The 12,741-nt window shown below is 53.8% G+C and carries 13 protein-coding genes; 3 read left to right on the top strand and 10 right to left on the bottom strand.

Going from position 1 to position 12,741, the window contains the following annotated elements:
- Positions 1-40: 40 nt before the first annotated feature.
- Positions 41-586: an electron transport protein HydN gene (gene hydN, locus AACS05_RS18360; RefSeq protein ID WP_003037366.1), complete on the bottom strand. Its 546-nt coding sequence runs from the start codon at positions 584-586 to the stop codon at positions 41-43.
- 145 nt (positions 587-731) lie between these two features.
- On the bottom strand, positions 732-1,745 hold the full coding sequence (locus AACS05_RS18365) for a LacI family DNA-binding transcriptional regulator (protein WP_045446651.1): 1,014 nt from the start codon (positions 1,743-1,745) through the stop codon (positions 732-734).
- 263 nt (positions 1,746-2,008) lie between these two features.
- Between AACS05_RS18365 and ascF the strand changes: the two genes are divergently transcribed.
- The 3 genes from ascF to AACS05_RS18380 all read left to right on the top strand — a co-directional run bounded on the left by ascF (position 2,009) and on the right by AACS05_RS18380 (position 5,322).
- Entirely contained in the window at positions 2,009-3,463 is a 1,455-nt protein-coding gene (gene ascF / locus AACS05_RS18370; RefSeq protein ID WP_045446653.1) for a PTS cellobiose/arbutin/salicin transporter subunit IIBC, read from the top strand.
- A gap of 22 nt (positions 3,464-3,485) precedes the next feature.
- Positions 3,486-4,910 (top strand): 6-phospho-beta-glucosidase, encoded by a 1,425-nt coding sequence (locus AACS05_RS18375; RefSeq protein WP_045446656.1) that lies wholly within the window; start codon positions 3,486-3,488, stop codon positions 4,908-4,910.
- Positions 4,911-5,082: 172 nt separating this feature from the next.
- Positions 5,083-5,322 (top strand): SymE family type I addiction module toxin, encoded by a 240-nt coding sequence (locus tag AACS05_RS18380; RefSeq protein WP_045446659.1) that lies wholly within the window; start codon positions 5,083-5,085, stop codon positions 5,320-5,322.
- Between the two features lie 59 nt (positions 5,323-5,381).
- Here the strand turns inward: AACS05_RS18380 and hycI are convergent, their stop codons facing one another.
- The 8 genes from hycI to hycB are packed head-to-tail and all read right to left on the bottom strand — an operon-like array spanning position 5,382 to position 12,658.
- Entirely contained in the window at positions 5,382-5,852 is a 471-nt protein-coding gene (gene hycI, locus AACS05_RS18385) for a hydrogenase maturation peptidase HycI (RefSeq protein WP_045446662.1), read from the bottom strand.
- Positions 5,845-6,255, bottom strand: a complete 411-nt coding sequence (locus AACS05_RS18390) for a formate hydrogenlyase maturation HycH family protein (RefSeq protein WP_003037385.1) — start codon at positions 6,253-6,255, stop codon at positions 5,845-5,847. Before AACS05_RS18390 ends, hycI begins: the two co-directional genes overlap by 8 nt.
- Positions 6,252-7,019: a formate hydrogenlyase subunit HycG gene (hycG, locus tag AACS05_RS18395; RefSeq protein ID WP_045446665.1), complete on the bottom strand. Its 768-nt coding sequence runs from the start codon at positions 7,017-7,019 to the stop codon at positions 6,252-6,254. Before hycG ends, AACS05_RS18390 begins: the two co-directional genes overlap by 4 nt.
- Positions 7,019-7,561, bottom strand: coding sequence for a formate hydrogenlyase subunit HycF (gene hycF, locus AACS05_RS18400; RefSeq protein WP_045446668.1), 543 nt, complete (start codon positions 7,559-7,561; stop codon positions 7,019-7,021). Before hycF ends, hycG begins: the two co-directional genes overlap by 1 nt.
- A 9-nt stretch (positions 7,562-7,570) precedes the next feature.
- Positions 7,571-9,280, bottom strand: a complete 1,710-nt coding sequence (gene hycE / locus AACS05_RS18405) for a formate hydrogenlyase subunit HycE (RefSeq protein WP_045446672.1) — start codon at positions 9,278-9,280, stop codon at positions 7,571-7,573.
- Positions 9,281-9,297: 17 nt separating this feature from the next.
- Complete coding sequence (locus AACS05_RS18410; RefSeq protein WP_045446675.1) at positions 9,298-10,221, bottom strand: respiratory chain complex I subunit 1 family protein; 924 nt, start codon at positions 10,219-10,221, stop codon at positions 9,298-9,300.
- A 2-nt stretch (positions 10,222-10,223) separates the two neighbouring features.
- The gene (gene hycC, locus AACS05_RS18415; RefSeq protein WP_045446678.1) at positions 10,224-12,050 is read right to left on the bottom strand and encodes a formate hydrogenlyase subunit 3; all 1,827 of its coding nucleotides are present in this window, start codon (positions 12,048-12,050) and stop codon (positions 10,224-10,226) included.
- Positions 12,047-12,658, bottom strand: a complete 612-nt coding sequence (hycB, locus tag AACS05_RS18420; protein ID WP_045446680.1) for a formate hydrogenlyase subunit HycB — start codon at positions 12,656-12,658, stop codon at positions 12,047-12,049. Before hycB ends, hycC begins: the two co-directional genes overlap by 4 nt.
- Between the last annotated feature and the right edge of the window lie 83 nt (positions 12,659-12,741).

The raw sequence follows: 12,741 nt of genomic DNA on the forward strand, positions 1-12,741 counted from the left end.
CGGCAAAAATATCGCCTTATTTTACGCGGATTTTCGGGGATCAGAACAGCAAAGATGCGGTGGAATCCAGCGCCGCACGACGGCGTTTTTCTGCACTCAGTTGTTCAAGCTTATTGCGATCCACATAAATCAGGGCGTGAGTCGGGCAAACTTCCATACAGGCGGGGCCAGCTTCGCGATGGTGGCACAGGTCGCACTTGTTGGCTTCGGCTTTCTCTGCACGTACGTTCAGACCCGCGCCGCTGTTGCGAACAACGGGACGAACAACGACTTCCATTGCGCCGTAAGGACAGGCCACTACGCAAGTTTTGCAACCAATGCAGCGTTCCTGCATTACGTGGACAAAACCTTTATCGCGGCTGATTGCACCGTTCGGGCAGACGTTAGCGCACGGCGCATCTTCACACTGACGGCACAGCGTCGCAGTGGAGACGTTAACGCCTTTGATCACGTGAATACGCGGTAAAAAGGTTTCAGGGGTCAGCGATGCGCAGTCCTGGTTATCCTGATGGGATACCACGCAGGCCACTTCACAGGTACGGCAACCAATGCATTTATTGGCGTCTGCAATGATGAAACGGTTCATCAATTTCTCCAGCAATGACAGAATATCAGCCGAAGCATTCACAAATCGTGCCAGATTTTAATTCATTGTTATAAAAGGATTTTTATTTCCCAGTACGTGAAGGATATGTGTCATCGTCACTAGTGACGATGACTAACGACAGCGATCAACGCAAAACTGACGGCGCAACAGAGTCGCGAGGAATCAGCTCACCGGTGAAGGTTTTTGGTGGCGCAAAGTCCCCGCCGTCCAGCATAAAGATGAGGCGTCCAATCGTCTCCTGGATCATCTCAGTTACCGGTATTTTGACACTGGAAAGTGCCGGGATCGTGTATGGCGCAAGAGCGATATCATCAAAGCCGATAACCGACACCTGCGCAGGAACGTTAACACCCTGCTCGTGTAGTTGCTTCATGGCACCGATTGCCATGTCATCATTACTGGCCACCAGCGCGGTAAAATTCACGTTGCGTGAAAGCAAAGTATCTACCCCTGCAGCACCGCAAGCTGGAGTCCATTTTCCTTTAACAATCAGATCATTATTTAAGGAAATACCATGATGCGCCAGTGCGTCTTTGTAGCCTGAAAGACGCTCCACGCCAGTGGGAGAATCCATTGAACCAGTAATAAAACCAATTTCCTTATGCCCGGCGGCGATAAGCTGCGTTACGGCATTAAAGCTGGTTTGCTTTTGATCGCACCAGACACAGTGGCTGCTGTTTTTGCGCAGTCGTCGGTTAAGCACCATAATCGGCTGCGAGTGCGCATCAATAATATCGTCAATTTCATCGACGCTGAGAAAACGTGGGTAGATCATAATCGCATCACAACGCAGGTCGAGCAGGTACTGAATCGCCTGACGCTCTTCTTCAGCACTGTGTTTACCATCGGCAAGCAAAAGCTGGCGTCCCCTGTCCTCTGCCATCCGTGCGGTGTGAAACAACAATTCGCTAAAATAAACGCCATGATACAGGGTGTTGGTCACCACCAGCCCCAGCGTCTGAGTACTCTTCGCCGCCAGGTTTCGCGCCAGCAAATTGGGGCGATAACCGCTTTCTTCAATGGCCTGAAACACGCGATCTTTGGTCTCCTGGCTGACGTAGCCGTTCCCTGAAAGCACCCGGGAAACCGTCGCTTTCGACACGCCGGCACGCTTCGCCACCTCCAGCATCGTGGTCATATTACTCATCCCTTATCACTCAATGTGACGCAGTGTACTGCACCGTTTGGCTACTGTCCCCGCTGCTCAACCGCAGCACCCCATATCTGGTGATCGTAATCACATTTATAATAACCGATCAAAATTAAAGCTTGCTCATATTACAAAAAATAAACATGCTTTTATGAAATCGGTTTCCTAACACTGTTTCACCGACACAGAAATGAGACCAGAGTAAACGGCAAGACATAACGTACCCTACTGATAAAACAGGATTAAATTCGATGTCTAAGAATTATGCAGCGCTGGCGCGCTCCGTTGTGACGGCTCTGGGCGGCGTCGGGAATATCACCGCAGTGACGCACTGCATGACCCGATTACGTTTCGTTCTCAAAGATGACTCACTGGTCGACAGCGCCACACTGAAAACACTCCCTGGCGTACTCGGTGTGGTGCGTAACGACAATCAATGTCAGGTGATCATTGGTAACACCGTTTCGCAAGCGTACCGCGAAGTCGTCAACCTGCTGCCTGGTGATATGCAACCTGCCGAGTCGGAAGTAAAACCTAAGCTGAGCCTGAAGCGTATTGGCACAGGGATCCTCGATGCGCTGATCGGTACCATGTCGCCGCTGATCCCGGCGATTATTGGTGGATCGATGCTGAAATTGCTGGCGATGATCCTTGAGATGACCGGCATTCTGGAAAAAGGCTCCTCAACGCTGACCATCCTGACGGTGATAGGTGACGGCGCATTCTTCTTCCTGCCGCTGATGGTCGCTGCCTCGGCAGCCATTAAATTCAAAACCAATATGTCGCTGGCCATCGCCATTGCGGGCGTACTGGTGCATCCAAGCTTTATCGAGCTGATGGCGAAGGCCGCGCAGGGTGAACACGTTGAGTTTGCGCTGATCCCTGTCACTGCGGTGAAATATACGTATACGGTGATCCCGGCGCTGGTCATGACCTGGTGCCTGTCGTATATCGAGCGTTGGGTGGATCGCATCACTCCGGCGGTGACGAAAAACTTCCTTAAACCGATGCTGATCGTTCTGATCGCCGCCCCACTCGCCATCGTACTCATTGGCCCGATCGGGATCTGGATCGGCAGCGCGATTTCGGCTCTGGTTTATACCATTCACGGTTATCTGGGCTGGCTCTCAGTCGCCATTATGGGCGCGCTGTGGCCGTTGCTGGTAATGACCGGCATGCATCGCGTCTTTACACCAACCATCATTCAGACCATCGCCGAGACCGGCAAAGAAGGCATGGTCATGCCATCTGAAATCGGCGCCAACCTGTCGCTTGGCGGCTCATCTTTAGCTGTGGCATGGAAAACCAAAAACCCTGAGCTGCGCCAGACGGCGCTAGCAGCGGCAGCCTCCGCGATTATGGCGGGCATTTCCGAACCCGCACTGTACGGTGTGGCGGTACGCCTGAAACGTCCACTGATTGCGAGTCTTATCAGTGGTTTTATCTGTGGAGCCGTTGCCGGAATGGCCGGGCTGGCAAGCCACTCGATGGCAGCACCAGGGCTATTCACCAGTGTACAGTTTTTCGATCCGGCCAATCCAATGACTATCGTCTGGGTATTTGGCGTAATGGCGCTGGCAGTTGTGCTGTCCTTTGTATTAACGCTACTTCTCGGCTTTGAGGATATTCCCGTCGAAGATGCAGCCGCACAGGCCAGAAAAAACCAGGCTACGCAACCGGGCAATATCAATGGAGCCAGCATCTGACTGGCCATAACTGAGGTTTACTATGTCTGTTTTTCCGCAAGGATTTTTATGGGGCGGCGCACTGGCCGCCAACCAGTCTGAAGGGGCATATCGGGAAGGCGGCAAAGGGCTGACTACCGTGGATATGATCCCACACGGCGCGCACCGGATGCCCGTCAAACTGGGTCAGGAAAAGCGCTTTCAGCTGCGGGATGACGAGTTTTATCCCAGCCATGATGCGATAGATTTCTATCATCGTTATCAGGAAGATATCGCCCTGATGGCGGAAATGGGATTTACGGTTTTTCGCACCTCAATTGCATGGAGCCGCCTCTACCCGAATGGGGACGAACTCACGCCGAATGAAGAAGGTATCGCTTTTTATCGCGCGGTATTCGCTGAATGCAAAAAATACGGTATTGAACCATTAGTCACCCTGTGTCACTTCGATGTACCAATGCACCTGGTGACCGAGTACGGCTCCTGGCGTAACCGCAAAATGGTGGAGTTCTTTACCCGTTACGCCCGTACCTGCTTCGAAGCCTTCGACGGTCTGGTGAAATACTGGCTGACGTTTAATGAAATCAACATCATGTTACACAGCCCTTTCTCTGGCGCGGGACTGGTGTTTGAAGACGGTGAAAATCAGGATCAGGTGAAACACCAGTCCGCGCACCACGAACTGATTGCCAGTGCACTGGCAACCAAAATTGCTCATGAAATCAACCCACACAACCAGGTCGGTTGCATGCTGGCTGGCGGAAATTTTTATCCTTATTCATGCAAACCGGAAGATGTGTGGACCGCGCTGGAAAAAGACCGCGAAAACCTGTTTTTCATTGATGTCCAGGCGCGCGGAGCTTATCCCGCTTATTCGGCCCGGGTGTTTCGTGAAAAAGGCGTAGTGATAGAGAAAGCCCCGGAAGATGACGAGATCCTGAAAAATACCGTCGATTTTGTCTCTTTCAGCTATTACGCATCACGTTGCGCTTCGGCGGAAATGAATGCCGGCAATACCAGCGCCGCCAACGTAGTGAAATCGCTACGCAATCCCTACATTGAGGCCAGCGAATGGGGCTGGGGCATAGACCCGCTGGGCCTGCGTATCACCATGAACATGATGTATGACCGCTACCAGAAACCGCTATTTCTGGTGGAGAACGGGCTTGGGGCAAAAGATGAGATGGATGCCAGTGGCAACATCAATGATGACTATCGCATAAGCTATTTACGCGAACATATTCGCGCCATGTCTGACGCTATTGAAGATGGCGTACCGCTAATGGGTTATACCACCTGGGGGTGTATCGATCTGGTCTCCGCCTCAACCGGCGAGATGAGCAAACGCTACGGTTTTGTCTATGTGGACCGGGATGATGCAGGTAACGGGACGCTCGCACGGACACGTAAGAAGTCATTCTGGTGGTACAAAAAGGTCATAGCCAGCAATGGGGCAGACCTGGAGTAATCTACCTGCCGGAGGGTTCTGCCACCTTCCGGCATTGCTTTACATCTTCATTTCATTCATTGCATTTCAAATGTGGAATCATCCTTCCAGTTTCAGGTTTGCCCCCGCGCTTTTTTACTGTCATTTTATTCAGTAGTTTTTAATCTTAACCCTCCGCCACAAGGAATGGCTCATGTCTGATGAAAATGGCAAAACAGCAGTGGTTATCACCAAACCCGTACGTCGTTTAAAAGTAGGTTATGTCAGAAAGCGGTACGAGGATCGTCACACCGGGTTCACGCTACGTATCAGCAGGCATGCCTCATTAACGCTGAACGGTGACTGGCTTGAACAGGCAGGGTTCCCTACCGGCACAGCGGTGAATGTTTCGGTAATGCAGGGGAAATTAATTATTGAGCAGGCAACGGAGTAACAACCGGCGCAGGCGAGAAAAACAGGCCGGATGCGGCAAACATCCGGCACTGATACGGTTTACTCTTCAGGTGCTTCTAACTCCGAAAATCCACCATGGCCTTCCCACCCGGCTAATCGTTGATAGACGGTTTCAACCGCCTCTTTGATCGGCTGCGTCATCGGGTAATAAAAACCAACGATGTCCGGCTGAATACCGAGGAAAATCACCTCGCCGACATCCTCTTTCAGTTGATCAACCAGGTAGTTCAGCGGCATGTTGTGCGTGGTCATCATGAACATCTCGGCAATATCATCAGGATCGATAATGCGGATTTCACCAGGATTCAGCCCCATATCGGTAGCATCGACAATCAGCAAACGCGCCGGGCGCAGCTCGCGGATTGCCACAATATCATTCTCCGGGGCACTGCCACCGTCGATAACCACCCAGTTACCTTTAGGTTCCGCAGCACACATTTCCGCCAGCAGCGGACCCGCGCCATCATCCCCCATCATGCTATTACCGACACACAATAAAACGTCAGTCACGGTGTCTCCTCACCATCAGATAGATGGCGCTTTCCTGATGAATATCATGGAGCATACTGAGCATGAGCTTGCTCCATTCCTGCTGCTGTGGAGTTTGTACGGCGCGCGCGTCATCAAACGCACGCGCCAGCATCTGTACATGGTTAAAATCGATGACGATCTCGCCGTACTTCGGCACGCCTTCCATTTTGCGGCGGGCTTCGCTTCCTTCGGCAAGCGTCGCAATCCACGCCAGATACTCATCCCACGGACAGGTTAACGCCGCTTCCAGGCAATCGATGATGCCTAAGTGATGGCCAATCGCCAGGCTGTAATAGACAACCTGCTGCGCCTCGGCGGGCGTCGCATCGTTCTCATCAATAAACTTACGGCTCAGTTGACTGAACACCACCGTTTCACTCATCGGATACGCGCCTCTTCAACTACATGGTTAAGATGAGTAACGATCTCGGTCAGACGCGGATCGTTTTCCGCTTCCAGCCAGCGCGCCACCTGATTTTCGCCCTGCCCTAACTGCGTCATATAATCATCGGCAATCTGGCGACCATAGCGATAACCCGCCAGACGACGCGCTTCACGATCCACCTTCACACGCAGAGGCTGTATCATATCCGGGTGCAGAATTTCAGCTGGTTGTTCGTCCAGTTCACCCGGTGCACGCGCGTGAATTTTCTGCTCCAGCAGGCCCAGCGCCATCGCAAAGCCGTACAGCGTCGCCGCAGGCGTCGGCGGACAACCAGGGATGTAAACATCCACTGGTACGATTTTGTCGGTGCCGCCCCATACGCAGTATAAGTCGTGGAAGATGCCACCACTGTTACCGCAGGCTCCGTAGGAGATACAGATTTTCGGATCTGGCGCTGATTGCCAGGCACGCAGCGCCGGAGAGCGCATCGCGCGGGTTACCGCGCCGGTAAACAACAGGATATCCGCATGGCGCGGTGACGGAACAACTTTGATACCGAAACGTTCGGCATCAAACAGCGGGGACAAGGTAGCAAAAATTTCGATTTCGCAACCGTTGCAGCCACCGCAGTCAACACGATAGACGTAAGCAGAACGCTTGATGCTTTTCAGCAGCGACGCTTTCATGCTGGCAATAGATTCATCTACCGTCATCGGTACCGGAATACCGTTGGCATCACGTGGGCCTAATAAATTGCTCATCAGCTGGCCTCTTTCATATGGCGAGTCAGTTCAATACGGTCAGACGGCACCAGGCATTTCTGGCGTTTACAGTCCGGGCAGGTCTCAAAGCTTTCACGGTGATTTTCCGCACGGCTATCACCGTTATGCTTCAGCAGTGCAATGGCGTAATCAATCTCTTTTTGCACCGCAAAAGGACGGTTACATACGCGGCAATTGCACAGCGCAAAGCGAGACTGCTGCAGGAAATCTTCTTTCTTCCACACCGCCAGCTCATATTCCTGAGACAGTTTGATCGCCGCCGTCGGGCAGACTTCTTCACAACGGCCACAGAAGATGCAGCGACCAAGGTTGAATTGCCAGGCCAGTTCATTGGTGACCAGATCGGTTTCAACCGTCAGCGCGTTTGACGGGCACGCATTCACACAGGCTGCGCAGCCAATACACTGCTGCGGATTATGCTCCGGCTTACCACGGAAGTTTTTATCGACCGCGATCGGCTCCAGCGGATACGACGACGTCGGTGCACCGGTTTTGATGACTTTTTTGATAAAGGTAAACATGGCGATTCCTTATTTCAGCGGCGAGTTTTTACGCTCGATGCTGTAGCGCTCAAGTTCTTTGTACGGCACGACTTTGCTTTTCTTCTTACGCACATCAACCACGGTCATACGGTCAGTACAGGAGTAGCAAGGATCGAGGCTACCGATAATCAGCGGGGCATCGGAAACAGTGTTACCACGCAGCATATAACGCAGCGTCGGCCAGTTAGCGTAGGTGGCCGCACGGCAACGCCAGCGGTACAGTTTCTGGTTGTCGCCGGTCATGCTCCAGTGGATATCATCCCCACGCGGCGCTTCCGCAAAGCCCAGCGCGAAACGGTGTGGAATATAGGTAAAACCTTCCACCATTAGCGGCCCGCCAGGCAGGTTATCCAGACCAAAGTCGATCATATTCAGCGCGGTATAGACTTCATTGATGCGGACTTTCAGACGAGAAATGACGTCACAGCCCTGCTCGCTGTGAACTTCCATCGGCAGCAGGCCGTAACCCACAAACGGGTGATCTGCGCGGGTATCACGCGCGTGACCGCTGGCGCGAACCATCGGGCCAACGTTACTGAAGTCACGGGCAATTTCCGGATCCAGACGGCCAATCCCGACAGTACGCTGTTCCATGTTCGGCGTACTAAGCAGCATATCAACCAGTTCCTGCACGTCACGACGCATCTGTTGCGCCAGTTGACGAGTCTGGATCATGTCCTCTTTCAGCAGGTCGCGACGGATCCCTCCGATCAGGTTCAGACCGTAAGTTTTACGCGCACCGGTGAGGATCTCTGCCATTTTCATTGACGTTTCACGTACGCGGAAGAACTGCATAAAGCCGGAGTCGAAACCGGTGAAGTGGCACGCCAGCCCCAGGTTCAGCAGGTGAGAGTGCAGACGCTCAACTTCCAGCAGAATAGCGCGGATCATCTGCGCACGCTCCGGTACTACGATACCCATCGCATTCTCAACGGAGGTGGTGTACGCGGTGCTGTGGGCAAAACCACAGATGCCGCACACGCGATCCGACAGGAAAGTCACTTCGTTATAACCCATGCGGGTTTCTGCCAGTTTTTCCATGCCACGGTGGACATAGAACAAGCGGTAGTCGGCGTCGATAATGTTTTCGCCGTCAACGAACAGACGGAAGTGACCCGGTTCATCGGAGGTCACGTGCAGCGGGCCAATAGGCACTACATTATTTTTCTTGTCGCCCAGTTCGTTGATGAACTCATAGGTTTCAGCATCGGTAGTCGGCGCCGGACGTTGACGGTAATCCATGCTGTCTTTACGCAGCGGATAGAGTTCATCCGGCCAGTCATCCGGTAGCACCAGACGACGTTCGTCCGGCAGCCCCACCGGGATCAAACCGTACATGTCACGCACTTCACGTTCGCCCCAGACGGCAGCCGGTACGCGTGGCGTGACAGACGGGAATTCCAGTTTATTGGCGTCAACTTCTACGCGAACGGTTATCCAGCATTTAGTGCCCTGCTCCATCGACAAGACATAATACACAGCGTAATGGCCGCACAGCTGGCGTTCGTCGTTACCAAACAACACGGACAACCATCCGCCCTGTTTGTAATAAAGGAACTCCACCACTTCCGGCAGGTAGTTTACCTTCACGGTGATGGTCAGCTGATCTTTGGTCTGCCAGGCTTCGTCCAGTACGACGCCAGGGAAAGCCTGGTGCAGTGCAGCAAGGTATTGTTGACCTAATTTTTCTTCAGACATGCTCAAACTCTCTTAAATCACGCCACCAGCAAGGAGACGAACGCTAAAAACGCAAACCCAAAACCGGCCCAGGTCACGCGTGAAGTGGCGCAAAAACGCAGACGCGCCATGCTGTTTTCAAACAGGGCGATGACCAGCACGCCGAGGATCAGCTTGACGACGGCTATCACCAGTGCCAGCAGCAGTCCACCCGCAGTAAAGGTTTCCATCTGTCCCCACGGCAGGAACACGCCGACAAACATTTGCAAAACGACCAGTTGTTTGAGGCTGATACCCCATTTCAGCACCGCAAAACCGCTGCCGCTGTATTCAGTCAGCGGACCTTCCTGTAGCTCCTGCTCGGCTTCTGCCAGGTCGAACGGCAGTTTGCCCATTTCGATAAAGGTGGCGAAAGCACAGGCGCACAGAGCCAGAATCAGCGGGATGCTGCGCGCCGCAGGCCAGTGATAAACGGTGTCAGCGATATTGCTGATATGGGTTGAACCGGCAACCTGCGCTGCGACCCACAAACCCAGCAGCAGAATCGGCTCAACCAGTACGCCGAGCATCGCTTCACGGCTGGCGCCGATCGCGGTGAACGGGCTACCGGTATCCAGCCCCGCAATAGAGAAGAAGAAACGGGCGATGGCGAACAAGTAAATTAACGTGATCAAATCACCCAGTTGCGGCAGCGGAGAACCTACCGTCACTACCGGCAATGCGGTAGCGATAGTCAGCATGACGCCGACCATCACAAATGGTGTCAGGCGAAAGACCCAACTGGAATCCGCAGGCGCAATGCTCTGACGCCCCAGCAGTTTGATAATGTCACGGTACTCCTGCAAAACACCCGGACCACGGCGATTGTGCAAACGTGCACGCGCCACGCGGGTAATGCCGGACAGCAGCGGCGCAACGGCAAACAGCACCAGCGCCTGAATTAACGGATATAAAACACTCATTCTCAGGCTCCTCGTGAAACCACAATCACCACCAGCACCGCCAGCTCAATCAATGCCAGGCGACGGAACAGAACCGGTGCAGCCGCATTCTGCCAGCCCGGAACCAGTGACACCGGGTTAAGCCATTTACGCAGTTTCAGTACCGGAGCAAAGGCTTCTTTAACCGGCATAGCAAAGCCATGCGCGGTGATCACCATTGACTGCTCGTGATCGTAACCACATACCCAGGCGGAACCGCGCGAACGCGACGGCAGACGGTTGCCTTTGAAAATCGCCATGATAATGAACGGCAGCAGCGGACAGGCAATCAGCAACAGGGTGATCATTGGTTGGGAAACGGTCGTGTTCGCGGTTTCCAGCGGCAGTGGCACAGCTGAAGAGATAAGTGGCAGCAACCATGGTGCGGCAACGCCGCCAATCACACAGCAGACTGCCAGCGCAACCACGCTCACCCCCATCAGGATCGGTGCGCAACAGGCGTTTTCAGCTTCCTTCGTACGCGGTGCGCCAAGGAACGTTACGCCATAGACTTTCGCCATACACATCACAGCCAGCGCGCCGGTAATCGCCAGCCCGACCGCCAGCAACGGACCTAACAGACGGCCGATAAACGCTCCGCTGTTACCCAGCTTGAAGAAGGATTGATAGATGACCCATTCACCGGCAAACCCGTTCAGTGGCGGCAGCGCGGCCATCGCCATCAGACCAACCAGCATCGCCAGGGAAATCACCGGCATGCGCTTACCGATACCGCCCAGTTTTTCGATATCACGATGACCAGTACGGAACCAGATGCTGCCAGCCCCCAGGAACAGGACGCTTTTGAACAGACTGTGGTTCACCAGATGATACAAACCGCCGGTCAGACCAAGTGCAATCAGCGCCGGTTGATTAAGGGAAATGCCGGTCACGCCGGCACCCAGCCCCAGCAGAATAATGCCGATGTTTTCCAGCGTGTGGTACGCCAGCAGACGTTGAATGTTGTGCTCCATCAACGCATACAGACCGCCAACAAATGCAGTGATCATCCCCAGTACCAACAGGGTAATGCCCCACCACAGAGGTGCATTACCGCCCAGCAGCGACAGGGACAGAATGCCCAACAGGCCAACCTTCATTACCACGGTAGAGAACAGCGCCGCAGCAGGTGCGCTGGCGTTGGCATGTGCCTGTGGCACCCAACCGTGCAGCGGGATAATCCCGGCCAGCAAACCAAAACCGGCAACGCCCAGCAGCCAGATGTCAGAGCCGAGCGGCAATTCCTGGGTGCGAAGGTCGAGCAGACGCAGTTCGAGCGTGCCGTAGCGTTGCCATACCAGATAGCAAGCGACCGCCAGCAGCAGCGTACCGATACGGCCCAGAGCAAACCACAGCTTGCCCTCTTTGCTGCAACCGGTCAGGAACACCGCACACAACGCCATGATTTCAGCCATCACCACCAGCGTACCGAGGTTGCTGGCAACCACTGCACACACGGCCGCAGCCATCAGCAGATTCACCAACAAACCGTTGGCTTTAACCTGTGGATGACGATGCCAGTCGATGTTGTACAGGCTGACAAACAGGCCGCACAGACCCAGTGTGATAAGCCAGATTGCGTTCAGTGGAGTTATTTGCATGCTGTGACCGATAAACGGTATCACGCTGCTGACCGCCAGCGCATTGGTCAGCACGGTGAAACCCGCTGCCGCCGTACACAGGCTGCCGACTGCTCCACCAACGCCGGCAATCCAGCCGCTTAGCGCTTTATGAAATGAAAACAGAAATGCCAGAACCGCCGCAGCCGTAAACCAGGCCACGCCGCTGTTAATCAGTGAAATTGCGCTCATTTTGCATCCCCACTCTGAGCCTGCTGAAACAAGGTGAGATCGCCGAAATCGGTATTAAAAGTCAGCTCACGCTTACGTTTGCTGGCGCGAGCGATATCTGTATTGCTCACCAGGTGCAGGGCTTTCGTCGGGCACATACGTACACAAGCCGGACCTTGTTCATCAAAGCTACACAGGTCGCATTTCACCGCAATGGCACGAATACCTGGAACCCAGTCCAGCAGCGTGCTGACGCGAGCCGGTGCTGGTGGAGCCGGAGGGGCTTTTGAGGTATTCGCATTCGCCGGGATGTGCAGTGGACGACTGCCGGAAAACTCAATGGCGCCAAACGGACAGGCGATCCCACACAGTTTGCAGCTTACGCACAGGCTTTCATTTAGCTGTACGGCGCCGTCGACACGGTTAATCGCATTGACCGGGCAAACGGTGGCACAAGGTGCATCTTCACAATGGTGGCAAAGCTGCGGTGCAGATTCTTTTTCATTTAGCATCACTTTCAGGCGCGGCATTGACTGCAGGCCATGCTGGCGATGCGTCTCTGAGCAGGCGGCTTCACAGGTGTGGCAGCCAATACAAAGAGTGGAGTCAGCAATTACAAAACGATTCACCAGGCATTCCTCAGGTGATAGTCATTTTTGACGAAAACATGTTTATCAAATGTCATTTTCGACATTTTTCGACATGTCCATTC

The sequence above is a fragment of the Citrobacter sp. S-77 genome, from assembly GCF_963864895.1.
Lineage (GTDB): Bacteria > Pseudomonadota > Gammaproteobacteria > Enterobacterales > Enterobacteriaceae > Citrobacter > Citrobacter murliniae.